Genomic DNA, 25,495 nt, shown 5'->3' on the forward strand with positions numbered 1-25,495 from the left:
TTTCCAAGGAGAGAAATTGCTCGACGTAACAACATTTGACGAGCTTCGTATTGGCCTGGCTACCGCAGACGACATCCGTCGTTGGTCGCACGGTGAGGTCAAGAAGCCCGAAACCATCAACTACCGCACGCTCAAGCCGGAAAAAGACGGCCTGTTCGGCGAGCAGATCTTCGGACCCTCGCGGGACTGGGAATGCTCTTGTGGCAAGTACAAGCGTGTTCGCTTCAAAGGCATCGTCTGCGAGCGTTGCGGCGTAGAGGTCACCAAGTCGTCCGTGCGCCGCGAGCGCATGGGCCACATCGAGCTCGCCGCTCCGGTCACCCACATCTGGTACTTCAAGGGTGTGCCCTCGCGCCTGGGTTACCTGCTCGACATGGCTCCGAAGGACCTCGAAAAGGTCATCTACTTCGCCGCCTACATGGTCATCGAGGTTGACGAAGACGGTCGCCACCAGGACATGCCTGGCCTGGAGAACGAGCTGCGCCTGGAACTCAAGACCATTGAGACCAGCCGCGACTCGCGCATCGCCGACCGCCTGCAGCGCCTCGAAACCGACCTCGCTTCCCTGGAGGCCGAAGGCGCCAAGAGCGACCAGAAGAAGCGCACGAAAGACGCCGCCGAGAAGGAAATGGGCCAGATTCGCAAGTCTCTGGACGAGCAGATCGCTCACCTCGAGCGTGTGTGGGAAGACTTCCGCACCCTCAAGGTCGGCGACCTGAAGCCGGAAGACTCCGTCTTCCACGAGCTCCAGGACCGTTTCGGCATGTACTTCGAGGCCTTCATGGGCGCCGAGGCCATCAAGAAGCGCCTCGAGGCGTTCGACCTCGTCACCGAGAGCGAAAACCTCCACCTGCAGATCGCCGAAGGCAAGGGTCAGAAGAAGATCCGCGCCATCAAGCGCCTGCGCGTCGTGAACGCGTTCATCATGACCGGCAACTCGCCGGCCGGAATGGTGCTCGACGTCGTTCCCGTGCTTCCGCCCGAACTGCGCCCGATGGTGCAGCTCGACGGTGGCCGCTTCGCGACCTCTGACCTCAACGACCTCTACCGTCGTGTGATCAACCGCAACAACCGCCTGCGTCGTCTGCTTGACCTCGGTGCTCCCGAGATCATCGTGAACAACGAGAAGCGGATGCTGCAGGAGGCCGTCGACGCACTGTTCGACAACGGTCGTCGTGGTCGCCCCGTCACGGGTACCGGCAACCGCGCCCTGAAGTCCCTGAGCGACATGCTCAAGGGAAAGCAGGGTCGTTTCCGCCAGAACCTGCTCGGCAAGCGCGTGGACTACTCTGGCCGTTCGGTCATCGTCGTCGGCCCGCAGCTCAAGCTGCACCAGTGTGGTCTGCCCAAGCAGATGGCACTCGAGCTGTTCAAGCCGTTCGTGATCAAGCGCCTGATCGACCTGAGCCACGCTCAGAACATCAAGGCCGCCAAGCGCATGGTCGAGCGGAGCCGCCCGCAGGTCTGGGACGTGCTCGAGGAGATCATCCGCGAGCGCCCGGTCATGCTCAACCGTGCACCCACCCTGCACCGCCTGGGCATCCAGGCCTTCGAGCCTCAGCTCGTCGAGGGCAAGGCCATCCAGCTGCACCCGCTCGTCTGCGCGGCGTTCAACGCCGACTTCGACGGTGACCAGATGGCTGTCCACCTTCCCCTGTCGGTTGAGGCCCAGGCCGAGGCACGCATCCTGATGCTCGCCTCGAACAACATCCTCAAGCCGTCTGACGGTCGCCCGGTGACCCTGCCCACCCAGGACATGATCATCGGTCTGCACCACCTGACCACGATGAAGGAAGGCGTTGTCGGCGAAGGCCGCGCGTTCTCCACCGTGTCCGAAGCGATTCTCGCGTTCGACCAGAAGTCGCTCGACCTGAACGCCAAGGTACGCATCCGCTTGACCGACAAGTACTTCACCGAGGGCACCCAGCCCGAAGGCGTCGAACTCGTCAATGGCCAGGCCGTCGGAACCGTGCTCGTCACCACGAGCCTCGGTCGCGCCATCTTCAACGAGGCGCTTCCGGTTGACTACCCGTACTTCGAGCAGGTAGCCGACAAGGGCACCATGTCGACGATCGTCAACGACCTCGCCGAGCGGTACGTCAAGATCGAGGTTGCCGCCACCCTCGACCGGATCAAGGATGCCGGTTTCTACTGGGCAACCCGAAGCGGTGTGACCGTGGCGCTGAGCGACATCCTGACCCCGCCGAACAAGCCGCAGATCGTTGCCGGCTATGAGAAGCAGGCTGCCAAGGTTCAGTCGCAGTTCGAGAAGGGTCTCACGACCGACCTCGAGCGTCGTCAGGAGCTCATCCAGATCTGGACGCGCGCCACCGAAGACGTGGCCGCGGCCATGCAGGCGAACTTCCCGGCCGACAACACCATCAACCGCATGGTGACGTCGGGTGCTCGTGGTAACTGGCTGCAGGTGCGTAACATCGCCGGCATGCGAGGCCTGGTGAACAACCCGAAGGGTGAGATCATCCCTCGCCCGATCATCTCGAGCTACCGCGAAGGCCTGTCCGTCGCCGAGTACTTCATTGCTACTCACGGTGCTCGCAAGGGTCTCGCCGACACCGCGCTGCGTACCGCCGACTCGGGGTACCTCACCCGTCGTCTGGTGGACGTGTCCCAGGACGTCATCATTCGTGAAGACGACTGTGGCACGACCAAGGGCCTCGAACTGCCGATCGCCCAGCGTGACGCCAACGATGCCCTCGTCCTCGACGCGAACGGTGCCCTCACGGTGCACGCGAACGTCGAGAACGCGGTCTACGCTCGCAGCCTGGCCGCCCCCGCGGTCAACGCGGCCGGCGAAGTTGTCGCCGACGCCGGCGACGACGTCGGAGACGTTCTCATCGCCAAGCTCATCGCAGCCGGTGTCGAGAACATCAAGGTTCGCTCGGTTCTGACCTGCGAGTCGACCGTCGGTGTGTGTGCGGTCTGCTACGGCCGTTCGCTCGCGACCGGCCAGCTCGTGGACATCGGAGAGGCCGTCGGCATCATCGCCGCACAGTCGATCGGTGAGCCCGGTACCCAGCTGACCATGCGTACCTTCCACACGGGTGGGTCGGCATTCGCTGACGACATCACCCAGGGTCTGCCGCGTGTACAGGAGCTCTTCGAGGCACGTACCCCCAAGGGTGCATCGCCCATCGTCGACTCCGCCGGTCGCATCNCACCATCGAAGACTCGGACAAGGGCCGCAAGGTTATCCTGACCCCCGACAACGGTGACGAAGCGATCGCGTACCCGGTGCTCAAGCGTTCGACCCTTCTCGTTGAGGATGGCCAGCACGTTGAGCTCGGCACGCAGATCATCATCGGCGCCGTCGACCCGAAGGAAGTTCTTCGAGTCAAGGGTGTTCGCGCGGTGCAGAAGCACCTCGTGACCGGTGTGCAGGACGTCTACCGTTCGCAGGGTGTACCGATTCACGACAAGCACATCGAGGTCATCGTTCGTCAGATGCTTCGCAAGGTGACCGTCGTCGAGCACGGCGACACCGGACTGCTTCCGGGTGAGCTCATTGACCGGTTGAAGTACAACGAACTCAACCGTGCTGCGCTCACCGAGGGCCGCAAGACGGCTTCGGCTCGTCAGGAGGTCATGGGTATCACCAAGGCGTCGCTGGCAACCGAGTCCTGGCTGTCGGCCGCTTCCTTCCAGGAAACCACCCGGGTTCTCACCCAGGCGGCCATGGAAGGCAAGAGCGACCCGCTCATGGGCCTCAAGGAGAACGTCATCATCGGAAAGCTCATCCCGGCCGGAACCGGTCTTCCCCGTTACCGCGACGTCACCGTCGAGGCAACGGAAGAGGCCAAGGCCGAGCGCTACCCGAACCGCATCTTCACCGATGACGCCGCGTTCAAGGAAGGTGACCTGAGCTTCGTCGATTTCGACAGCTTCTCGTCTGACGACCTGACACCCGGCACGTACAACTAACCACTAACCCGGTTGGATCAAACGGATGGCCCCCCTGCTTCGGCAGGGGGGCCATCCGTCGTTAATGCCCGCGCCGCGCCGGCGTGGTGGACCCGGGGAAGCTCGCGGCACTCGTTTGGCAAGCGGGCACTCGTTGTAACAGGTGCCGTGTGTCCAAACGAGTGCCGCCAGCAGCGCTAGACGTGCGCGTGCTGACATCTGAGGGTCTTCGTGTCGGGGTGTTGCAGCCCGGGGCGCCCATGCGGGCCTGTGGGTGGGCACCGTGTCGAGGCGGTCGCGGGTTGGTGGCCTCCCGGCGCTCGCGAGTGGGCGCATATCGCCCCTTGACGGATGCGAGTGGGCGCAAATAGCCCCTTCGCGAGCGGTCATGGGGCCGTTTGCGCCCACTCGCGTGCCGCCAGCCTGCTTCATGGGGCGTTTTGCGCCCACTCGTGGCGGTTGGCAACGCGTCGCGTGCGACACGTTGCTGCCACCCGGTGAGGACTGCCACGGCCGCCGCGGGTGCTCGTGAAGGTCAGTCGGCGACGAGCACGCCGGCGGGCAGGTCGGGCACAGCGGCGGGCCAGTCGCCCAGGACACCCGTCACGTTCTCTGACTTGAAGAGCAGGATGCCGCCTTCGTCCATGCCGCGACCGATCCAGTCGGCGTCGTATCCGGCCGCGGTGAGCGCGCCGTGCCAGTCCCAGTCGGCCGTGGTGCCGTCAGGATTCACGAAGCCGACGAGCACGCCGCTGTTGGGCTCCTGGTTGTTGATGGACCAGGCCGTGTGCAGCAACCAGTCGAGTGCCGCGTCGGCGTCGCCGACGGCATAGTCGTCGGCCACGGTGATCTCCACCGTTGTCGACCAGTAGCGTGTGAATCCCGACAGGATATTCGCGACCCGTACGCGGGAGTCGGCCACGCCGGCGAGGGAGTCGAGTCGCTCATGGGTGGCCTCCCCAGACTCGCCGCCTGGAGGCAACAGCGCGCAGCCGCCGAGTAGCAGGGCGCTGACCAGGGCCAGCAGGGCGACGGGAGCGGCACGTTGGGAGCGCCGACGCTTGCGATCCAGGCTCGTCGCATCGGCACGAACGGTCGCCATGTCCCCGTACATCGGTACCTTTCGGCCACACTCCCGGCAGGGCGGATGTGCCCAATCCTAGGGTATACGCGGAGTCCACTCCCTGTTTCGGGGCGGGGGGCGGATGCCCGACGCCGGGGCATCCGTTCGCCGGCGTCGTGCGCTGTACCGTTCGACGGAGAGTGCACGCAAAAACCCCCGTTTCGGGTCGAAACGAGGGTTTTCGGTGCTGAACTCCGTCGAATGGTACGCGGAGGTGCGCAGGGCGGGTTAGGCGAGCGGCCAGACGGGGAGCGCGGGGCGCTTCCAGGTGGCGTTGATCACGGTGGCGGCGCTGCCGTACCAGGCGATGGCCGCCGTGGCGAGGCCGAGGTACCCGCCGAAGGCGTGGATGGAGTTGATGCCGGTGAAGGCGCCGATCGCCAGGAAGATGAAGGTCAGCGTGAGGGCCACGAACAGGGTGACGAGCACCCGGTTCGTCTTGAGCGCGGCGACGGTCATGAACGCGGTGAAGATGGTCCAGGCCACGAGGAACGCGCCGACGCCGGCCCCGCCCGCGGCGGCTTCGGTCTCGGGGTTCGTCAGCAGCCACCAGAAGGCGAGCCAGAACGCACCGTACGAGGTGAACGCGGTCGCTCCGAAGGTGTTGCCCTTCACGAACTCCCACATTCCGGCGAAGACCTGGGCGATTCCGCCGTAGAAGAGGGCGAGTCCGACGACGGCGGCACCGGCGCCGGGGATGAGGCCCGTGTTGGAGAGGCTGAGAACGAAGGTGGTCAGGGCGAAGGCGCCGAGGCCGAGGGCACCGGGATCGGCGATGACAATTCCGGCGAGGCCGGCGGGGGCAGGCTGGGCGGTGGTGGCGGGGTTCTTGGCCCGGGTCGAACCCGGTTTGTTGAGAATCGTCGTCATGGTGACACTCCTTTGTGTTGGCAGTTCACATGAGACTTCGGGGCCTACTCGCGCGTAGCCCGCGAAAATACACGGGCTGCCACGACTCAGTGTCAGCGTTCCGGTCTTGTGTAGCTGAATCAGGGAAAGTATGGCACCACAGTGGGACTCAGTGCCAACTCGGCGTCTACGGGGCGACCACCGAGCGCCGTTGACCTGCACAAAAACTTGTTCTAGGTATGAGGGGCGCGGGCGGCTATGCTCGATTTCTAAGCCGTGACCCCCAAACAGGGCACGACTGCAACCGGTCCCTCCGCACACGCGCACCAGGGCCCCGATCGGGGGAGGCCCGCGTGGCAACCCTGACCGAAATCCTGATCCTGCACGGCCTGCTCCCGATCGAAGCCCTCGACACCCTGATGGCGGGTGACCCCGCCGACGAGGGCGCGGTGCGCCGCCTCGTCGACAGCGGCGTGATCACCGAAATCCAGTTCGCCAAGGCTCGTGCCCAGCAGGCCAACCTGCCCTTCGTCGAGTTGCTCGACTACCCGGTCGATCCGATCGCGCTGGCCATGGTGTCGCCGATCGTCTGCCGCCGCCACGAGGTGCTGCCGATCGCGGTCACCGACGGCCGCCTGGTGCTGGCCATGGTCGACCCCGGCAACGTCTTCGCCCTCGACGACGTGCGGGAGGGCGCCCGCATGCGCGTCGCCCCGGTGGTCGCCGAGCGCGGCGACCTGCTCGCCGCCCTCGCCCGATATCACCGCGCCGACGACGAGCTGAGCAACCTCACCACCACCCTCGAAGAGGAACACACGCCGAGCGAGCCCGAGCGTTCCATCGGCGATGACGCGACGGATGACGCGGCGCCGATCGTGCGGTTCGTCAACCTGCTGGTCAGCCAGGCAATCCAGGACAAAGCCTCCGACATCCACATCGAACCGGGCGAGCACAGCCTGCGGGTGCGGTACCGCATCGACGGCGTGCTGCACGAGATGCCGAGCGCCCCCAAGAGCATTCAGAGCGGCGTGATCAGCCGCCTCAAGATCATGAGCGACATCGACATCGCCGAGCGGCGCAAACCGCAGGACGGCCGCATGTCGGTCAGCCACGGCGGCCGCAAGATCGACCTGCGGGTTGCGACCCTGCCGACGGTCTGGGGTGAGAAGGTCGTCATGCGCATCCTGGACAACTCGACGACGAGCATGAATCTGCGCGACCTCAACCTGCTCGCGCACAACTTCGAGGCCTACAAGACCGCGTATTCGAAGCCCTACGGCATGATCCTCGTGACCGGGCCGACCGGGTCGGGCAAGTCGACGACGCTCTACACGACCCTGAACTCGGTGTCCCGGCCCGAGATCAACGTGATCACCGTCGAAGACCCGGTCGAATACCGGATGGCCGGCATCAACCAGGTGCAGGTGAACCCGAAGGCCGGCCTCACCTTCGCGAGCGCGCTGCGTTCCATTCTGCGCAGCGACCCCGACGTGGTGCTGCTCGGCGAGATTCGCGACCACGAGACCGCGCAGATCGCGATCGAGGCGGCCCTCACCGGGCACCTCGTGCTGTCGACCCTGCACACCAACAACGCGCCGAGCGCGATCACCCGGCTCACCGAGATGGGCATCGAGCCGTTCCTGGTCGGTTCCGCCCTCGACTGTGTCGTCGCCCAGCGGCTCGCCCGGCACCTCTGCGAGCGCTGCAAGGCCCCCGACGCGCGCAGCCCCGAGGAACTGGCGCACCTGCGGTTTCCGGTGGACCCGCAGCATCCGTCGCCGATCATCTTCAAGCCCAACGGATGCGCCAACTGCTCGAACACGGGCTATCGCGGCCGCATCGCGGTGCACGAGGTGATGACCGTGAGCGAGGAGATCGAGCGGCTCTGCGTGGCCCGCGCCTCGAGCGCCGAGATCGCCCGAGCCGCCAACGACCAGGGAATGATCTCGCTGCGCGACGACGGCTGGGCCAAGGTGCGCCTCGGCCTGACCTCGATCGAAGAAATTTTGCGGGTGGTGGCGTGATGCCCCCGTCGACAGCCGTTGCACGATCGTGAAGGGACACCAGCCATGAGCCAGCCGATCTACGAGATCCCGGTGACTCCGCCGGGAGCTGCGGCCGAGACCTGGCCGCTTGATGACCTCGATCCGGTCACCGACCCGGTCGCGCACGCGGCGACGGATGCGCCCACCCTCGTCGGCGCATCGGCCGCGGCCGTGAGCGACGCTTCCGAAACCGCGGTCGGGACGGCCGGGGCCGGGCTGGCCGGGGATCCCGGCCATTCGCGGCGGGCGGGGCGGGGCGCCGCCTCCGGCGAGCCGCAGCCCGACGCCGACCTCGTCGCCGCGCTCATCACCGTGCTCGACCTGGGCGCGTCCGACCTGCACGTGACCGTCGCCGCACCGCCGTGCATCCGCCTCGATGGGGCCCTGCGGCCGATCGACGGGTCGACGAAGTGGGAACGCGAGAAGGTCACGAGCGCGCTGTTCAGCATCCTGACGCCGGCGCAGCGGGAGGAGTTCGAGCGGGAGCTCGAGCTCGACTTCGCCTACACGGCCGGCGGTGCCCGGTTTCGGGTCAACTACTACCTGCAGCGCAACTCGGTGGGCGGAGCGTTCCGGCTGATCCCGCGGGAGATCAAACAGCTCAAAGACCTCGGCGTGCCCGAATCGGTCGCCGCGTTCGCGCAGCTGCCCCGCGGCCTCGTGCTCGTGACCGGCCCGACCGGGTCGGGCAAGTCCACGACCCTCGCCGCGCTGATCGACCTGGTCAACCGCACCCGAGCCGACCACATCGTGACCGTCGAGGACCCGATCGAGTTTCTGCACAAACATCAGAAATCCCTGGTCAACCAGCGCGAGGTGGGCCATGACACGCACAGTTTCGCATCCGCTTTGAAGCACGTGCTGCGCCAGGACCCCGACGTCATTTTGATCGGCGAGCTGCGCGACCTCGAAACAGTGTCGGTCGCGCTGACGGCAGCGGAGACCGGGCACCTCGTATTCGCGACCCTGCACACGCAGGATGCGGCGCAGACGATCGACCGGGTGATCGACGTGTTTCCGCCCTACCAGCAGGCGCAGGTGCGCGCCCAGCTCGCCGCGACGCTGCAGGGCGTGATCTGCCAGACGCTCGTGAAAAAGGTCGGCGGCGGCCGGGTCGTGGCGACCGAGATCCTGATCACCACGTCGGCGGTCGCGAACCTCATTCGCGAGGGCAAGACCTATCAAATCCCGTCATCGATGCAGGCCGGTCGGGGCCTCGGAATGCACACCATGGACCAGAACCTCGCCGAACTCGTCAACGCCGGCCTGATCACCCGGCAATCCGCCGAAGACAAGGCGCAGGACCTCGAGGGGCTGAACCAGCTGATTCGGCGAACGGATGCCGACGGCCCCCCGAGCGCCGCAACCGCGGGGGCCGGGATCGACTTCGGCGACTCCTTCTCGACGCGGGGCAAGTAATGTCTGGCACCCTGGCCTACGCGTACAAGGGCCGCGATATGGGCGGCAAGGTCGTGTCCGGGCGGCTCGACGCCGCCTCGGAGAGCGCCGCGATGATGCGGCTGCGGGCGATGGGACTCTCGCCAATCTCGATCGACGAGGTGAAGGTGGGCACCGGCCTCAGCCGGGAGATCCGCATCCCCGGGCTGAGCAAGGGGGTCGGCCTCAAGGACCTCGCGGTCATGAGCCGGCAAATGGCGACCATGACGAGCGCCGGGCTGTCGCTGCTGCGCACCCTGAACATCCTCTCGGAGCAGACCGAGAACAAGCAGCTGGCCCGGGTGCTCACGACCATTCGCAACGAGGTGGAGACCGGCGCGTCGCTCTCGGAGGCGATGGCCAAGCACGACGTGGTGTTTCCGCCGATCATGATCAACCTCGTCAAGGCCGGCGAGACCGGCGGGTTCCTCGAGAAATCGCTCAACTCGGTGGCCGGCAACTTCGAGGCGGAGGTGAAGCTGCGCGACACCATCAAGTCGGCGCTCGCCTACCCGGTCGTGGTGCTGATCATGGCGGTGCTGGCGGTGATCGGCATGCTGATCTTCATCGTGCCGGTGTTCGAGAACATGTTCGCCGGGCTCGGCGGCGAACTGCCGCTTCCGACGCAGATTCTGGTCGTGATGTCGAAGGTCATGGTGTGGGCCGGCCCGCTCCTCGTGGTGCTCGGCGTCGCCTTCGCCATCTGGTGGAAGAAGAACAAGAACACCGAGCGGGTGCGGCGCATCGTCGACCCGCTCAAGCTGAAGCTGCCGGTGTTCGGGCCGCTCATGATGAAGCTCGCTATCGCCCGGTTCAGCCGCAACTTCTCGACCATGATCGGGGCCGGCGTGCCGATCCTGCAGTCCCTCGCGATCGTCGGCGAGACCAGCGGCAACTGGGTCGTCGAGTCGGCGCTGCGCAAGGTGCAGGAATCGGTGCGGCAGGGCAAGTCGATCGCCGGGCCCCTCTCGCGGGAGCCGATCTTTCCCGCGATGGTCGTGCAGATGATCGCGGTCGGCGAAGACGCCGGCGCGCTCGAGCAGATGCTCGGCAAAGTCGCCGATTTTTACGACCAGGAGGTGCAGTCCACGACCGAGCAGCTCACCGCGCTCATTGAGCCGCTGATGATCGCCTTCATCGGCGTGGTCATCGGCGGCATGATCGTGGCGCTGTACCTGCCCATGTTCAGCATCTTCGAGTACGTCAAATAGCCGGCCCCGATGCCTCACACCGGGCGACCCCCGCACCCCGAGGCCGAAGACGAGAGCGGCTTCGGCCTGATCGAAATCGTCATCTCGATGTTTCTCATCGCGGTGCTCGCCATCGCCTTTCTGCCGGTGCTGGCGCAGGCGGCGCAGATCGCCGCCGTGAACGCGGTGCGGGCATCCGCTACCCAGATCGTGGTGCAGCAGCTCGAGCAGGTGGGGGCGCTGGGGTCGAGCTGTTCGGCGGTGAAGGCCTTCGCGGCGACGGTTCCGGTGCCGGTAGCGGATGCCCGCGGCACCCTGCAGCCGTACCTCGCCCTGACCGTGCCCGCGGGCGACGTCTGTGTCGAGCCGTACCTGCGGGTCGTGCCGCTGCGCGTCTGGGTCACCCGGGTGGGTTCCAGCGCCGAGCTGGCCTCGGCGAACACCCTTATCCTGTTGGACGCGCCATGAAGCGGCGCGGTGGGGTGCCGCGCGCCGGGGGGCCGTTGCGCCCGGAAGCGCAGGAGGGATTCACGCTCGTCGAGCTGTTGATCTACATGCTGTTCGCCCTCGTGGTGCTGTCGATCATCGGAGGGTTGCTGATCAGCTCGCTCAGCATTGAGCGCGATGTGCGCTCCGCGTCGACGGCCGCCGATACCGGCCAGCTGATCAGCCGGTCGGTTCAGGTCGGGGTGCGCAACGCGTCCTACGTGGCGCTCCAGAATATCGACGACACCCAGTTTCTGCTGGCCCGCACCGCGGGAACCACAAGCCCGGTCGTCTGGGCGTGCCAGGCCTGGTTTTTCACCCCGGCCGGCGGCGGCACGGTGTACACCAAGCGGCTGTCGCCGGCGGCCGTGATCGCGCCGCCGACCGGTGCGGCCCTCACCTCCTGGATCAAGCTCGGCGACGGTGTCAGCCCGGGTGGGACCCCTGTCTTCGGCGGAGTCGACGGCCGCATCACCGTCGCGCTCGCGATCGACGCGGGCGAGAACCTGCCCGTCAGCATTAATTCCACCGCGACGATGCGCACCCTAGCCACCCGGAGTGACCCATGCGCCTAAGCAGTCCCATCCACCGGGTTCGGCCCGGTCGAGTTCGGCCCGCGCGCCTCCGCTTCGCTGATCGCGCGGGCGATGCGGGCAGCGCCCTGATGGCCGTCATCGCCGTGATGGCGATCGTCCTGGTCATCACCACCACGGTCGTGGGCGTCAGCTTTTACTCCCTCGGCCTCACGAGCGCGACCCGCGCCGGGGTGCAGTCCATCGCGGCCGCCGAGAGCGGCGTGAACGTCGCCGAGGTCAGCCTGACCCAGGGCACCTGCCTTCCCCGGTACACCCGCACGACCCCGGCGTTCACCGCCGACGTGTCCTATTCGCTGAGCACGACGGGCGACACCTGGGTGGCCGGCTGCCCGGCGACCGGTGTGGCCGCCGTGCGCATCCGCGTGTTGTCCACCGGAACGGCCGTCTCATCGGGGGTGGCGGGCAACACCGGAGGCGATGCCAGCACCGTCGAGGCGGTGTTCTCCTACGTGCCGGCAGTATTGCCGGGCGTGCAGCCCACCGGTGCCGCCATGTACCTCTACGGCGGAGTCGTCTTTCAGAACAACGCGAACCTGCTCGTGGCAGAGAGCGGGCGGGCGGCGATCCAGGTGAAAAACGGCAGCATGGAATGCGCGAACAACACGGTGATCGAGGGCGACGTCGTTGTCTCCAACGGCAACCTCAATATCAGCGGATGCGCCATCGAGGGCAACGCCTGGGCCTCGGGCGCGGCCACCCTCGGGCAGGTGACCGGCAACCTGACCTCGGCGACCGTCAACGTGAACGCGGCGACCCTGCCCAGCCGGGTCGGGGGCGTGTACACGAAGTACCTGGCGCCGGCGAACCTTCCGTCGGTGCCGGGCTGGATCGATGTCAACTATGTACCGGGCGACTGGGTCGACAGCACCGGAGTTCCCTACAAGGTGACGCCGATCGGCCTCGACTGCACGATCAATGCGGCCAGACTCGCCGCCGCGGCCAACGGATCGAAGCCGGTCATCATCAATGCCCTCGCTCTGTGCCCGCTCGGGGTGAAGGCGAGCGGCGACGTGAACCTCACCAACGACGTCGTGATCTTCGCCCAGAAATTCGACTTCATCAACAACGTGCGTTTCAAGTCGTCGACGACGGCCCCGCACAAGCTCTGGTTCGTCACGCCCGACCTCGTCGCGAACGGGGCGCCCACCTGCGGGCTGCTGCAGGGCGACTTCTCGATGAAAAACGGCTTCACCATCGCCCCCACCATCGACGCCATGCTCTACACACCCTGCCGGCTCGAGGCCATGAACAACTTCGAGTGGCGCGGCCAGCTCTATGCCAACGGCGCGAACGACTTCAAGAACAACACCCGCTTCGAGTCCGTGGCGCTCGGGCTTCCGGGCATCAACCTCGACACCGGCACGGTGACGGGCGGTTCAGCCGGTTCAGCGGCCCAGATGGGCGATCTGACGTCGCTGCGCGACCTGCTCGACGGCGGGTGACCGCCGGGTGACCGCCCACTGGTCAGCTCTACCCAAACTGGGGCGGAAAAGTTTTCGACAAACCCCCTATTCGGGGGGAGAAAATCGTATGATCAGCGTGGACGACCCGACGCCGTTCCCGGTTTCATACAGCGCACAACAACGACTGGATTGACATGTTCACACGCATCACGGGGGCGCTCTTACGCAAACAGCGCGTCTTGACTGACAAGCGCGAGCGGATGCGCTTGGATCCCGACGAAAAGGGCTTCACCCTCATTGAGCTTTTAGTCGTCGTGCTGATCATCGGCGTGCTCGCCGCGGTTGCCATCCCGATCTTCCTGAGTCAGCAGGAGGGTGCCAAGGACAGCGCGGTGTCCGCGGCCGTCACCGCCGCCAAGACCGCCGTGGTGGCCGAGTACACGACCGAGGGTGACTTCCCGACCACCCTGGTCGGCCTCGAAGGTTACACGGCCAGTGATGAAATCACCGCCAGCATTGCCGTCGATAGCGACGGGCTGGGCTTCACGATTACCGGAGCGTGGGCTGACGACGCCGCAGCGCACACCTACACGATCAACGAAAGCGGAGCGGCCGTCAAGACCGCGGTCCCCTAACCAGCGGAGTCGACGACCGGCCGGACGCCTGCGGGCAGCCGGCCGGTCGTAACGCGTTCGTGTGCCACCACCAAAGTCACAGGATCCCAGGAGGGGGTGCGTCGTGCCGTCCAACCGGGATGCCGTCAATGCTCCACGAGGTCAGGTCGCCTCGCACGGCGACCGTGGCGGCCGGGCCACCGAGGCAGGCTTCGGCCTGATCGAGATCGTGGTGTCCCTGTTTTTGCTCGGCATCCTTGCCATCGCATTCCTGCCCCTGATCGTGCAGTCCCTGCAGGTCTCGGTGGTCAATGCGAGCATTGCCACGGCTACTCAGCTCGTGAGCGACGAGATCGAGCGGGCCCGGGCTCAGGGCACGGTGTGCTCGGCCCTTCCCGCTTCGGCAAGCTCCCTCAGCGGCATCGACAGCACCCTCACCGTGCAGCGCGTGCGCGGTGCCTGCCCGGCGGCGCCCGCCGGATATCCCGGGGTCGTGTCGTTTGACGTCAGTGTCGTGCAGTCGGGATCCACGACCCCGCTGGCCGAGGCATCCACCCTCATCTTTGTGAGCGCGCCGTGAGGGCTGACGGCGGATCCACGGTCGTGGGTCTGCTCACCCGGGTGGCCGTGGTCGGGCTGCTCACGATCGCAGGCGGAGTGCTGGTCAAGACGGCGAGTGCCGAACCGGCCGTGCGTTCGGCGGGCGCGGCCGTCTACCTCGGCCAGGTCGTGGCGCAGTCGGTGCAGCAGGGTGTGCGGGGCGCGCAGGCGATCAGTTCGGTGCCCGTGTTACCCGGTGGTGCCCGCTTGCTCGTGGTCTGGTCTGACCGGGTTCCGGGAGACCAGCCGGGCTACGGCTGCCAGGCCTGGTACTACTCGCCGGCCGGCGGCGGCACGATCTACACGACCCACACCGCCCTGACCAAGATCGTCGCACCGACCACACCGCTGCTGCTCGCCCCGTGGGACACCCTCGCGGAGGGCGTGACACCGATCGGCGGTGCCGCCGTCTTCGCGAAAGCCACGGCGACCTCGGTGACGATGTCGTTCGCGATCACGGCCCAGGAGCCGGCGCTCATCTCCTCGGCCGCGACCAGCGCAATCACCGCGACCGGGACCGTTCCATGTTTCGACTAACGGAGCGGGTGACCACCTTCGGCACCCCACACACAGGAGACCTATGAACACGAGTGTCGTCGGCCTGGACATCGGCTTTTCTTCGGTGCGGGCGGTGGAGGTGAGTGAGGCCGGGTCGGCGAAGCCCACCATCCAGCGCTACCACGAGGAACCGCTGCCGGCCGGGGCCGTGAGCCGTGGGGAGGTGCTCGAACCGGCCATCGTGGCATCCGCTCTGAAACGCCTGTGGTCGGCCGGCGGCTTCAAGAGCCGCGACGTTGTGCTCGGCATGGGCAATCACCGCGTGGTCGCGCGCGACCTCACGGTGCCGAAGATGTCGATGAAGCGCATCCGCGAATCGTTGCCCTTTCAGGTGCAGGACCTCCTGTCAGTGCCGGTCGCCGAGGCGTTGCTCGACTTCTACACGATCATGGAGGTCGCCGGCGACGAGGCCGGGCCGCAGGTGAGCGGGCTGCTGATCGCGGCCGTGAAAGACGTCGTGCTGGCGAATGTGAAGTCCGTGCAGCTCGCGGGCCTGACCCCGGTGGAGGTCGACCTGATTCCGTTCGCGCTCAGCCGGGCCATTCACCGGGGCGCGGCGACGGATGACGTGATCGTGCAGATCGACGTCGGTGCCGGAACGACCAGTGTGCTGATCACCGCGGCGGGCATCCCGCAGTTCGTGCGGCTGATCCCGGCTGGCGGTGACGATGTGACGCAGGCGCTGATGGTGCGGCTGGCCCTCGACGCGCAGCCGGCGGATGCCCTCAAACTCACCCTCGGACTCGACCCGGTTGCGCACGAAGCCGAGACCGGGCGCAGTGCGGAGACCCTGGCCGCGGCGACGCTCGTGCACGACGTGACGACCGAGTTGCTGAACAGCCTGCGGAACACCGTCAACTACTTCACCAACACCCGGCACACGCTGACGGTGACCCGGATCGTGCTCACCGGTGGCGGCGCCCGACTCGACGGGTTTCGGGAGGCGCTCGCCGGGCTGACCCGGCTGCCGGTGGAAGCGCCCGATCCGGTCGGCGCGGTGCACCTCGCCCGCGGGCTGCACGCGGAGGGCCTGCAACGGTCCGGCGGCACCTATCTGGTGGCGCTCGGACTGGCGCTCGGGAGCAAGGGATGAGCCGGGCATCCGTCGACGATGAGCTGATTATCGGGGGTGAGCCGCGGGCCGACCTTCTGCCGCCGGAGGTCAAAGCCGGCCTGCGCGGCAAGGCCCTGCAGCGCGGACTGCTGATCGCGGTCGTCGCGGTCGTCGTTTTGGTCGCCGGGGGAGTCGCGGTGGCGACGTGGCAGGCGATGCAGGGGCAGGCGAGCCTCGCCGCCGTGCAGGGTCGCAGCGCGCAGCTGCTCGGGGAGCAGACCGAATACCTGCAGGTGCGCCAGGTGCAGGACGCGGTCGATGCCACGATCGCCGCTCAGCAGGTGGGCGGCTCCACCGAGATCGACTGGAAGGACTACCTGCAGCGGGTGCGCGCGGTGCTGCCCGCCGACGTGAGCATCGACTCCGTCACGATCGACGCCGCCACGCCGCTCGCGCCCTACGGGCAGGCGACGGCGCCCCTGCAGCAATCGAGGGTGGCGACCCTGACCCTGCTCGTCACCGGTCCGACACTGCCCGAAGTGCCCGACTGGCTGCGCGGCCTCCGGGAGCTGCCCGGGTATGCCGACGACGCTCCGAGCGCCATCACCCGCACCGACACCGGCGCCTATCAGGTGAGCGTCACCCTGCACATCAACGACGAGGCATATTCCGGCCGCTTCACCGACCCGACGCTCGCTGACACCACCGGAGGCGAGTGACCATGGACCGCAATCGCATCTGGATGTTTGGCGCGGCCCTCGTCGTCGGCGTCACCCTCGTCGTCGGCTGGCTGCTCGGCATCTCCCCGCAACTGAACGACGTGCGCACCGCACGCGCCGAACGGATCGCCGTGGAGGCGCAGAACGCGGTCTACGAGCTGCAGCTCGAGGCGCTCAAGAACGACTTCGAGGACATCGACGGCGTGCAGGACGAGCTGTCCGAGCTGCGCACCTCCGTGCCGACCGACGCGCAGCTGCCCGACTTCGTGGCCGAGGTCTCCGCGCTCGCCGCAGCGAACGGGCTCTCGCTCTCGGCGATGAACGTGAGCGATGCCGAGGCCTACGAGCCGCTCGCCGTGGTCGAGGCCGTGCCGGCCGAGGCGGCTGCTTCGGCGGACGGCGCGGCACCGGATGCCGCGGCATCCGCCCCCGACGCCGACGCGGTCCCGGTGGCTCCCGCGGCACCGGTCGTGGCTGCCGAGGTGCCCCCGGTCACGAGCCCTCTCGTCACCGCCGCGAACTTCGTCTCCGTGCCGGTCACGATCACGCTGGTCGGTGATTATGACCGGGTGCTCGACTTTCTCGACGGCCTGCGCACGGGCGAACGCCTCGTCAGCGTCAGCGCCGTGAGCACCGATGCCGTCGAGGGAGGCACCCCGGAGGCTCCGGTTGCCGCCGGGGTGACGGCGTCGATCAGCGCCCTCATCTTCGTGCTGCGGGACCTCGACGCCGGCTGACCCGGCGCGGATGCGCCGGGCGCGCTCATCACCTGGACCCGGGCGGATGCCCCCCGTTGTGGGTCTGTCCGCCTGTTGCGCTACACAAGTAACGTGGAGTGTCACCGACTCACCTTGGACATGATCCACCGGCGCAGCTGCCTGTGTCCCGGGCACTCCCGCAGCAGCGTCACGCTCGGGGGAGTGTTTCTGTGTCGAGTCTCACTGAAATCCTGATTTTGCACGGCCTGCTGCCGATCGAGCAGCTCGACGCCCTGTCGGCCGGCGATACCGCCGACGAAAGCGCCGTGCGCGCGCTCGTCGCGAGCGGCGTCATCACCGAGCTGCAGTTCGCGCGGGCCCGGGCCGAGCAGACCAAACTGCCTTTTGTTGAACTCATCGAGTACCCCGTCGACCGCCTCGCCCTGTCCAAGGTGCCGGCGGCCATGTGCCACCGGGACGAGGTCTTGCCGATCGGGTTCGAGGGTAACCGCCTGGTGGTCGCCATGGTCGACCCCGGAAACGTGTTCGCGCTCGACGACGTGCGCGAGGCCGCTCGCATGCGCGTCAACCCCGTCGTCGTGGAGCGCGGAGACCTGCTGGCCGCCATCGCACGGTTCCACCGCGCGGATGAAGAACTCACCGTGCTCACGAACACCCTCGAAGAGGAACTCGTCGAGGACGAAGACGCCCTCTTCGCTGACGCCGAGAGCGCTCAGGATGCCGCCCCGATCGTGCGCTTCGTCAACCTTCTCGTGAGCCAGGCCATTCAGGACAAGGCCTCCGACATCCACATTGAGCCGGCCGAGCGGTCGCTCCGGGTGCGCTATCGCATCGATGGGGTGCTGCACGAGATGCAGAGCGCACCCAAGAACATTCAGAACGGTGTCATTTCCCGCATCAAGATCATGAGCGACATCGACATCGCGGAGCGGCGCAAACCGCAGGACGGTCGCATGTCGGTGACCCACGACGGGCGCCAAATCGACCTGCGCGTGGCCATGCTGCCCACGGTCTGGGGCGAGAAGGTGGTGCTGCGAATCCTCGACAACGCCACCGGCACCATGAGCATGACCGACCTCAATATGCTCGAGGCCAATCTCACCGCGTACCGCACCGCGTACTCGAAGCCCAACGGCATGATCCTCGTGACCGGGCCGACCGGGTCGGGCAAGTCGACAACGCTCTACACGACCCTCAACGACGTCTCCACGCCGCAGATCAACGTGATCACGGTCGAAGACCCGGTGGAGTACCGCATGGTCGGCATCAACCAGGTGCAGGTCAACCGCAAGGCCGGCCTCACCTTCGCGACCGCCCTGCGCTCGATCCTGCGCAGTGACCCCGACGTGGTGCTGCTCGGCGAGATCCGCGACCAGGAGACCGCGAAAATCGCCATCGAGGCCTCCCTCACCGGTCACCTCGTGCTCAGCACCCTGCACACCAACGACGCCCCCAGCGCCATGACGCGCCTCGTCGAAATGGGCATGGAGCCCTTCCTCGTCGGGTCGGCCCTCGACTGCGTCGTGGCCCAACGGCTCGCTCGTCGCCTCTGCGACCGGTGCAAGGTCGCCGACACCCGCGACCTGGCCGAGCTGGCCCGCCTCGAGTTTTGCACCGCGGGTGACGTCGACCCGCCGGTCTTCTACCAACCGGGCGGATGCCCCGCCTGCTCGAACACGGGATACCGCGGCCGGGTGGCGGTGCACGAGGTGATGACCGTCACCGACGAGATCGAACGCCTCACGGTGTCCCACGCTTCCAGCGCGGAAATCGGCGCCGTCGCGCGGGCCCAGGGCATGGTCACCCTGCGCGAAGACGGCTGGGCCAAAGTGCGCCTCGGCCTGACCTCTATCGACGAGGTGTTGCGCGTTGTTGCCTGAGACCGCGATGCCCGACGTCGACCTGCTGGCGGCACTCAAAGAGGTGCTCGATCGGGGCGCTTCGGACCTGCACGTGACCGTCGGGGCCGCCCCGAGCATCCGCGTCGACGGCGCCCTAGCCCCGATAGCCGGTGCGGCAAAGTGGATGCGCGATCGCGTCACCTTGGCACTCTTCAGCATCCTGACTCCCGCCCAGCGCGAGGAGTTCGAGCGTGAACTCGAACTCGACTTCGCGTTCACGGCCAGCGACGCCCGTTTTCGGGTGAACTACTACCTGCAGCGCAACTCCGTCGGCGGAGCTTTTCGGCTGATCCCGCGCGAGATCAAGCAGCTCGAAGCGCTCGGCGTGCCCGATACGGTCGCCCGGTTCGCGCAGCTGCCGCGCGGCTTGGTGCTCGTGACCGGGCCGACCGGATCGGGCAAATCCACGACCCTGGCCGCGCTCATCGACCTCGTGAATCGCACCCGCGCCGATCACATCGTGACCGTCGAAGACCCGATCGAGTTTCTGCACAACCACCAGATGTCGCTGGTCAACCAGCGCGAGGTGGGCCACGACACGCACAGCTTCGCGGCCGCGCTCAAGCACGTGCTGCGCCAGGACCCCGATGTCATTTTGATCGGTGAGCTGCGCGACCTCGAGACCATCTCGGTGGCGCTCACGGCGGCCGAGACCGGGCACCTGGTCTTTGCGACCCTGCACACCCAGGATGCCGCCCAGACCATCGACCGGGTGATCGACGTGTTCCCCTCCCACCAGCAGGGGCAGGTGCGCACCCAACTGGCCGCAACCCTGCAGGGCGTCGTCTGCCAGACCCTGGTCAAAAAAGTCGGGGGTGGCCGGGTGGTCGCGACCGAGGTGCTCGTGACCACCCCGGCGGTGTCCAACCTCATTCGCGAGGGCAAGACCCACCAGATCGCCTCGAGCATGCAGGCCGGGCGTTCGCTCGGCATGCACACCATGGACCAGCACCTCGCCGAACTCGTCAACGCCGGCAAGATCACCCGGGCGTCGGCCGAGGAGAAGGCGCAGGATCCGGTAGGACTGGACCAGCTCATCAAGCGCGGCACGCCGTCGGGCGAAGCGACGGATGACGAGGTCGACTTTCATGATTCGTATTCGGCCCGCAGGCACTGACGGCGAAAAGACGCAGGTGATGAGGCGAAATGGATAACACTCTGACCTGGGCGTACCGGGGGCGGGACGCCACCGACAAGCTCGTGAAGGGCCGCATTGTGGCGCCCTCCGAGAACGTCGTGCTGGCCCGGCTCGAGGCCATCGGCCTGTCGCCGATCTCGATCGTCGAGGTGACCCCGAAGACCGGGCTGAACCGGGACATCCAGATTCCCGGTTTCAGCAAGGGTGTCGGACTGAAGGACCTCGCGGTGATGAGCCGTCAGATGGCCACCATGACGAGCGCGGGGCTCACCCTGCTGCGCACCCTGAATATCCTCGCCGACCAGACCTCGAACTCGCAGCTCGCGAAAATGCTCGATACGGTGCGCACCGATGTCGAAACCGGCATGTCGCTGTCCGAGGCGATGGTGCGGCACGACAAAGTCTTCCCGCCGATCATGATCAACCTCGTGAAAGCGGGTGAGACCGGCGGTTTTCTCGAGGACTCGCTCAACTCGGTGGCGGACAACTTCGAGAGTGAGGTCAAGCTGCGGGACACCATCAAGTCGGCTATGGCCTACCCGGTGATCGTGTTGATCATGGCGGTGGTCGCCGTGATCGGCATGCTCATCTTCATCGTTCCGGTGTTTGAAAGCATGTTCGGCGATCTCGGCGGTGAGCTGCCGTTCGCCACGCACATTCTGGTGGTGCTGAGCGAGGTCATGGTGTGGCTCGCCCCGGTGCTCGCGGTGATCGGCGCCGTGTTCGCGATCTGGTGGAGCAAGAACAAACACACCGACCGGGTGCGCAAGGCCGTCGACCCGATCAAGCTCAAGATCCCCGTTTTCGGGCCGTTGCTGACCAAGCTGGCCATCGCCCGCTTCAGCCGCAACTTCTCGACCATGATCGGCGCCGGCGTGCCGATTCTGCAGTCGCTGAGCATTGTCGGCGAGACCTCCGGCAACTGGGTCGTGCAGCGGGCGCTGCTCAAGGTGCAGCACTCGGTGAGCCAGGGGCGTTCGATCGCCGGGCCCCTCTCGCTCGAGCCGGTGTTTCCGGCGATGGTGACGCAGATGATCGCGGTCGGCGAGGATGCCGGTGCGCTCGAGTCGATGCTCGCCAAGATCGCCGACTTCTACGACCAGGAGGTGCAGGCGACGACCGAACAGCTCACCGCCCTGATCGAACCGCTGATGATCGCGTTCATCGGCATCGTGATCGGCGGCATGGTCGTGGCGCTGTACCTGCCCATGTTCAGCATTTTCGACTACGTGAAGTAGCCCACTCGAACTAGAACGCCCATACGCCCCCGATCAGGGGTAACGTAGCCTCAATAACTTCTGCCGCCTGCGTCACTCGACGCGCGAACGGAGGGGCGGGAGCGTTCTCGGTGTCTGAGGCAGGCTCTGAGACGACGGCGCAGGCCGGGTACTCCCTCGTGGAGCTGCTCGTCTACATGAGCTTCGCCGTCGTCGTGCTCACCCTAATCGGCGGAATGCTCATCAACACGCTCGCGGCCGAGCGCACGATATCGGGCCGCACCGGGGCATCCACTGCCGGGCAGATCATCGCGCAGTCCATTCACGCCGGGGTGCGCAACGCCGCGGCGCTCGACACGACCGCGACCGAGCGCGGCGAGCTACTGCGCCTGGCCAACGTGGGCAACACCGCCATCGCCGCGCCCTACTGCCAGGTCTGGTTCTACGACCCCGCCGAACCGGGAGCCGTTTACTATCGACGCGGCGACCCCACTGCGACCCCGATCACGGTTCCAACCGCTGCCCAGCTCACCGGCGACGGATGGCTCCTGCTCGGCACCGGGATCGCTCCCGGCCCCGGCGCGGCCGCCCCCTGGCAGCTGTCGGGCTCACCCGCCGCCACCGTCGACCTGTCGCTGAGCGTCGCGACGGCCGACGGCGACCCGCCCGCGCTGCTGCAGGCCACGAGCACCAGCCGGCAAGACGTCTCCATGGAGTCGCCATGCTTCTCTTGAAGCCCAAAGGCCCGGCCGACTCCGCCGCCCCCGCGGCAGACGACCGCGGCGCCGCCCTCATCGCCGTGATCGGCGTGATGGCGGTCATCGCGATCATCACCATCACCGTGGCCGCCACGACCCTCAGTGCGCTCGGGGTGACGAGCGCGACCCGCGCCGGCGTGCAGGCGCAGGCCGCCGCCGAGGCCGGCATCGCCACCGCCGCGGCCAGCCTGGCCCGGCAGTCCTGCCCTGCGCTGACCTCGCCCGGCAGCGCCCCGCGCTTCGCGATCGCGCTCGCCTACCAGCAGGGCGGCGACGCGGCAGACTGGATCCCCGGCTGCCCGCCCGCCGGCAGCACTCGGGTGCGGGTGCTCTCCACGGGCACCGCCGACACCCCCGGAATTCCCGACAACGCCAGCGGCAACACCCGCACGGTCGAGGCGATCTACGGCTCCACCGCCGTCGAACCCGCCAGGCCGGCCGCCATCACGGCCCACTCCGGGGTCGCTTTCACCGACTCGAGCCAGCTGCAGGTCGGCGACGCCAACCGGCCCGTCGTGCAGGCCGGCGCCGGCAACGTCAGTTGTGCGGGCTCGAACGTGCTGGCCGGTGACCTGTCAATTCCGGTGGGCACCCTCGCGCTCGAGCAGTCCTGCCAGCTGTTCGGCACCGCCCAGGTCGGCGGCGCGGCGCGCATCGCCGGCTCCGTCATTGTGCACGGCGACCTGACGGCCCAGAGCCTGACCACCTCGCAGAGTTCCATCGTGCGCGGAAACGCCGTCATCGTGCGAGCCGCCACGCTCACCGACTCGTCCCAGGTGCAGGGCAACCTGAACGCCGAATCACTCGTCACGACCGGCAGCGCGCAGGTCGGCGGCACCATCACCCTCGGCCCCGCGGCGCCCGCGCCGGCGGCGACCGGCCCCCGCTGGGTCGACTTCAGCTACACCAAACCCGATTGGGCCGGCTACGTGAAAAAGTCCGCCTCGGGGCTGTGCACCTTTCTCACCCTGCAGCCGCTGGTCTCCGACATCTCCGGCCCGGTGCTGATCGACGCCCGCGGGTGCATCGGCGGAATCCGCACGATCACCGCGGAGATCCTCACCCTGAGCAACGATCTCGTGATCGTCGCGAACTCGTTCCAGCTCGGCGGCAGCGCACAGTTCCAGGCCACGGGTGCGGCCAGACTCTGGCTCATCACTCCCGATGAAGCGGATGATGGCGCGCCGACCTGCGCCGGCGGGCCCGCGGCATCCGTCGTCAGCGGTTCATTCATTGCCGGCACCGGGGTGACCGCCATGCTCTACACCCCCTGCTCCCTCATCATGCGAAACTCGGCGATCTGGCACGGGCAGTTCTACGGCGCCACGGTCGCGGTGCGGATGTCGTCGATTCTGCGCTACCAGGCCCTGCCGTTTCCGGGTGGAAGCGGCTCGAGCGCGCCGACCGGCGTGTTCTCCCTCGGCAACCGCGAGTCCCTCCGCGACGTGGTGGGGGTGACACCGTGAAGGGCCATGTTGTCGGGCTCGACATCGGCACCTCCGCCATTCGCGCCGTCGAGCTGACCGATGTCGCGAGCGGCACCCCCACCCTGCTGCACTACTTCGAAACGCCGCTGCCGGTCGGGGCCGTGGTGCGCGGCGAGATCGTCGACGCCGACGCGGTGCGCGCGGCCCTCGGACGCATCTGGGACACTGGCGGATTCACCAGCCACACCCTGGTGCTGGGGGTCGCGAGCGACCGGGTCGTGGCCCGCAACCTGACCGTGCCGAGCGGTTCGCTCAAGCGCATTCGTGAGGCGCTGCCGCTGCAGGTGCGCGACCTGATCTCGGTGCCGCTCGACGAGGCCCTGCTCGACTTCTACCCGATCTCCTCCAGCGACGGCCCGGCCGGGCCCGAGACGCAGGGGCTGTTCATCGCGGCGGCGAAAGCCCCGGTGATCACCAACGTGCGTGCCGTGCAGCAGGCCGGGCTGCGGGTGCTCGCGGTCGACCTGGTGCCGTTCGCGCTCAGCCGCGCCGTGACCCTCGGCACCTCGACCGACCGGGTGATCGCGCAGATCGACGTCGGCGCCGGATCCACGAGCGTGGTCATCGCCGTCGACGGCGTGCCCCAGTTCGTGCGGCTCGTCGCGGCCGGCGGCAACGACGTGACCGCCGCGCTGAAAAACGTGCTCGGCGTGAACGAGACCAGTGCCGAGAACGTGAAACGGCTGGTCGGGCTGTCGCACCACATGACGCTCGAAACGGCCGGCGCGACCACCACGATCAGCGAGGTCACCTACGAGCTGCTCGACGCGCTGCGCAACACCATCAACTATTTCGGCAGCCTGCGGCGCGACCTGCGAGTCACCCAGATCGTGCTCGCCGGCGGTGCCTCGCGGCTCATCGGGTTCGCGGACACCCTCAGCCAGCTGACCGGCCTGCCCGTCGTCTACGCGCAACCCACGGGCATGCTGCTGGGGCCGGGCATCGATGCCGCGAAACTGCGCGCCACCCAGGGCACCTATCTCACGGCGTGCGGGCTCGCCCTGGGGCGTGCCACCCCGGCCAATTCGCTGGCCGAACCCGGCGGCGAACCGCGCGCCGACCTGCTGCCGGCCGAGGTGCGCATGGGGCAGGCAGAGAAGACGCTGCGCCGCCGCTCGGCCGCCGTCATCGCGCTCGTCGCCGTGCTCGTCGCCGTGGGTATCGGCTTCTCACTGTCAGAGCGGATGCAGGCCACCCGACAGCTGCAGACCGCCCAGGACGCCGCAACCCTGCTCATCAACCAGGAGAAGCAGTTCGCCGAGCTGCACCGGCTGAAAGACGAGCTCGACGAGGTGCGCGACGCCCAGGGAGTGACCCTGTCGACCGAGATCGACTGGCAGGCCTACCTGGGCGAGCTGCGCGAGTCCCTGCCCGACGGGGTCAGCATCACGTCGGTCAGCGCCGACGGGGCCACCCCGTTCGCGGCGTACGGGCAGTCCGCGGTTCCCCTCGAGGGCGCGCGCGTCGCGACGCTGCGCCTCTCGCTCGCGAGCCCCGAGCTGCAGAGCAACGCCGTGCTGCTGCGCCGGCTGTCGGCCCTGCCCGGATTCGTCGACGCGACCCCGGGCCAGATCACCCGCACGGCCACCGGCGGCTACCTCGCCACCTTCACGATGCACATCAACAGCGAGGCGTACTCCACCCGTGACGCCGCCGACGCCTCGCCGCAAGAGGGGGAGTAGC

Annotated in this window: 20 protein-coding genes and 1 pseudogene; 19 read left to right on the plus strand and 2 right to left on the minus strand. The window is 67.4% G+C overall.

Annotation, left to right across the window (positions count from 1 at the left end; genetic code table 11):
• Positions 1-16: 16 nt before the first annotated feature.
• Positions 17-3,939: pseudogene (locus D6T64_RS10225) on the plus strand (DNA-directed RNA polymerase subunit beta').
• A 514-nt stretch (positions 3,940-4,453) separates the two neighbouring features.
• Here D6T64_RS10225 and D6T64_RS10230 read toward each other — a convergent pair.
• On the minus strand, positions 4,454-5,020 hold the full coding sequence (locus D6T64_RS10230) for a hypothetical protein (protein WP_147364517.1): 567 nt from the start codon (positions 5,018-5,020) through the stop codon (positions 4,454-4,456).
• A 249-nt stretch (positions 5,021-5,269) separates the two neighbouring features.
• Positions 5,270-5,911: an acetate uptake transporter gene (locus D6T64_RS10235; protein ID WP_119974572.1), complete on the minus strand. Its 642-nt coding sequence runs from the start codon at positions 5,909-5,911 to the stop codon at positions 5,270-5,272.
• A gap of 332 nt (positions 5,912-6,243) precedes the next feature.
• Here D6T64_RS10235 and D6T64_RS10240 point away from each other — a divergent pair, with 332 nt between their 5' ends.
• The 18 genes from D6T64_RS10240 to pilM (D6T64_RS10325) all read left to right on the plus strand — a co-directional run bounded on the left by D6T64_RS10240 (position 6,244) and on the right by pilM (D6T64_RS10325) (position 25,494).
• Positions 6,244-7,914, plus strand: coding sequence for a GspE/PulE family protein (locus D6T64_RS10240; protein WP_119974573.1), 1,671 nt, complete (start codon positions 6,244-6,246; stop codon positions 7,912-7,914).
• 45 nt (positions 7,915-7,959) lie between these two features.
• Positions 7,960-9,354, plus strand: coding sequence for a type IV pilus twitching motility protein PilT (locus tag D6T64_RS10245; RefSeq protein ID WP_119974574.1), 1,395 nt, complete (start codon positions 7,960-7,962; stop codon positions 9,352-9,354).
• Positions 9,354-10,583 (plus strand): type II secretion system F family protein, encoded by a 1,230-nt coding sequence (locus D6T64_RS10250; protein WP_119974575.1) that lies wholly within the window; start codon positions 9,354-9,356, stop codon positions 10,581-10,583. Before D6T64_RS10245 ends, D6T64_RS10250 begins: the two co-directional genes overlap by 1 nt.
• Before the next feature lie 9 nt (positions 10,584-10,592).
• Positions 10,593-11,030 (plus strand): type II secretion system protein, encoded by a 438-nt coding sequence (locus D6T64_RS10255; protein ID WP_119974576.1) that lies wholly within the window; start codon positions 10,593-10,595, stop codon positions 11,028-11,030.
• On the plus strand, positions 11,027-11,623 hold the full coding sequence (locus D6T64_RS10260; RefSeq protein ID WP_147364518.1) for a PilW family protein: 597 nt from the start codon (positions 11,027-11,029) through the stop codon (positions 11,621-11,623). Before D6T64_RS10255 ends, D6T64_RS10260 begins: the two co-directional genes overlap by 4 nt.
• 89 nt (positions 11,624-11,712) lie before the next feature.
• On the plus strand, positions 11,713-13,086 hold the full coding sequence (locus D6T64_RS10265) for a hypothetical protein (protein ID WP_119974578.1): 1,374 nt from the start codon (positions 11,713-11,715) through the stop codon (positions 13,084-13,086).
• Between the two features lie 200 nt (positions 13,087-13,286).
• Positions 13,287-13,682: a type IV pilin protein gene (locus D6T64_RS10270; RefSeq protein WP_233551024.1), complete on the plus strand. Its 396-nt coding sequence runs from the start codon at positions 13,287-13,289 to the stop codon at positions 13,680-13,682.
• Positions 13,683-13,785: 103 nt separating this feature from the next.
• Positions 13,786-14,241 (plus strand): type IV pilus modification PilV family protein, encoded by a 456-nt coding sequence (locus tag D6T64_RS10275; RefSeq protein ID WP_119974579.1) that lies wholly within the window; start codon positions 13,786-13,788, stop codon positions 14,239-14,241.
• On the plus strand, positions 14,238-14,798 hold the full coding sequence (locus tag D6T64_RS10280) for a hypothetical protein (protein WP_147364519.1): 561 nt from the start codon (positions 14,238-14,240) through the stop codon (positions 14,796-14,798). The genes D6T64_RS10275 and D6T64_RS10280 overlap by 4 nt, the downstream gene beginning before the upstream one ends.
• 43 nt (positions 14,799-14,841) lie before the next feature.
• On the plus strand, positions 14,842-15,912 hold the full coding sequence (gene pilM / locus D6T64_RS10285; protein ID WP_119974581.1) for a type IV pilus assembly protein PilM: 1,071 nt from the start codon (positions 14,842-14,844) through the stop codon (positions 15,910-15,912).
• A complete protein-coding gene (locus tag D6T64_RS10290) occupies positions 15,909-16,592 on the plus strand; it encodes a hypothetical protein (protein WP_119974582.1) in 684 nt (227 codons plus the stop codon). Before pilM (D6T64_RS10285) ends, D6T64_RS10290 begins: the two co-directional genes overlap by 4 nt.
• 2 nt (positions 16,593-16,594) lie before the next feature.
• Complete coding sequence (locus tag D6T64_RS10295) at positions 16,595-17,329, plus strand: hypothetical protein (RefSeq protein WP_119974583.1); 735 nt, start codon at positions 16,595-16,597, stop codon at positions 17,327-17,329.
• Positions 17,330-17,520: 191 nt separating this feature from the next.
• On the plus strand, positions 17,521-19,191 hold the full coding sequence (locus D6T64_RS10300; protein ID WP_119974584.1) for a GspE/PulE family protein: 1,671 nt from the start codon (positions 17,521-17,523) through the stop codon (positions 19,189-19,191).
• Entirely contained in the window at positions 19,184-20,329 is a 1,146-nt protein-coding gene (locus D6T64_RS10305) for a type IV pilus twitching motility protein PilT (protein ID WP_325049789.1), read from the plus strand. Before D6T64_RS10300 ends, D6T64_RS10305 begins: the two co-directional genes overlap by 8 nt.
• A 29-nt stretch (positions 20,330-20,358) precedes the next feature.
• The gene (locus D6T64_RS10310; protein ID WP_119974586.1) at positions 20,359-21,588 is read left to right on the plus strand and encodes a type II secretion system F family protein; all 1,230 of its coding nucleotides are present in this window, start codon (positions 20,359-20,361) and stop codon (positions 21,586-21,588) included.
• 110 nt (positions 21,589-21,698) lie between these two features.
• On the plus strand, positions 21,699-22,301 hold the full coding sequence (locus tag D6T64_RS10315) for a PilW family protein (RefSeq protein ID WP_147364520.1): 603 nt from the start codon (positions 21,699-21,701) through the stop codon (positions 22,299-22,301).
• Complete coding sequence (locus D6T64_RS10320) at positions 22,289-23,791, plus strand: hypothetical protein (protein ID WP_119974588.1); 1,503 nt, start codon at positions 22,289-22,291, stop codon at positions 23,789-23,791. The genes D6T64_RS10315 and D6T64_RS10320 overlap by 13 nt, the downstream gene beginning before the upstream one ends.
• Positions 23,788-25,494, plus strand: a complete 1,707-nt coding sequence (gene pilM / locus D6T64_RS10325) for a type IV pilus assembly protein PilM (protein WP_119974589.1) — start codon at positions 23,788-23,790, stop codon at positions 25,492-25,494. Before D6T64_RS10320 ends, pilM (D6T64_RS10325) begins: the two co-directional genes overlap by 4 nt.
• Position 25,495: the final 1 nt, after the last annotated feature.

The organism is Cryobacterium melibiosiphilum, from assembly GCF_003602235.1.
In the GTDB taxonomy this organism is placed as follows: domain Bacteria; phylum Actinomycetota; class Actinomycetes; order Actinomycetales; family Microbacteriaceae; genus Cryobacterium; species Cryobacterium melibiosiphilum.

Excerpts from the sequence above, each read along its gene's own strand:
- D6T64_RS10250 (WP_119974575.1), top strand. The coding sequence starts at position 9,354 with ATGTCTGGCACCCTGGCCTACGCGTACAAGGGCCGCGATATGGGCGGC.
- pilM (WP_119974581.1), top strand. The coding sequence starts at position 14,842 with ATGAACACGAGTGTCGTCGGCCTGGACATCGGCTTTTCTTCGGTGCGG.
- D6T64_RS10320 (WP_119974588.1), top strand. The coding sequence starts at position 22,289 with ATGCTTCTCTTGAAGCCCAAAGGCCCGGCCGACTCCGCCGCCCCCGCG.
- D6T64_RS10295 (WP_119974583.1), top strand. The coding sequence starts at position 16,595 with ATGGACCGCAATCGCATCTGGATGTTTGGCGCGGCCCTCGTCGTCGGC.
- D6T64_RS10310 (WP_119974586.1), top strand. The coding sequence starts at position 20,359 with ATGGATAACACTCTGACCTGGGCGTACCGGGGGCGGGACGCCACCGAC.
- D6T64_RS10235 (WP_119974572.1), bottom strand. The coding sequence starts at position 5,911 with ATGACGACGATTCTCAACAAACCGGGTTCGACCCGGGCCAAGAACCCC.
- D6T64_RS10260 (WP_147364518.1), top strand. The coding sequence starts at position 11,027 with ATGAAGCGGCGCGGTGGGGTGCCGCGCGCCGGGGGGCCGTTGCGCCCG.
- D6T64_RS10265 (WP_119974578.1), top strand. The coding sequence starts at position 11,713 with ATGGCCGTCATCGCCGTGATGGCGATCGTCCTGGTCATCACCACCACG.
- D6T64_RS10255 (WP_119974576.1), top strand. The coding sequence starts at position 10,593 with ATGCCTCACACCGGGCGACCCCCGCACCCCGAGGCCGAAGACGAGAGC.
- D6T64_RS10290 (WP_119974582.1), top strand. The coding sequence starts at position 15,909 with ATGAGCCGGGCATCCGTCGACGATGAGCTGATTATCGGGGGTGAGCCG.
- D6T64_RS10230 (WP_147364517.1), bottom strand. The coding sequence starts at position 5,020 with ATGGCGACCGTTCGTGCCGATGCGACGAGCCTGGATCGCAAGCGTCGG.
- D6T64_RS10245 (WP_119974574.1), top strand. The coding sequence starts at position 7,960 with ATGAGCCAGCCGATCTACGAGATCCCGGTGACTCCGCCGGGAGCTGCG.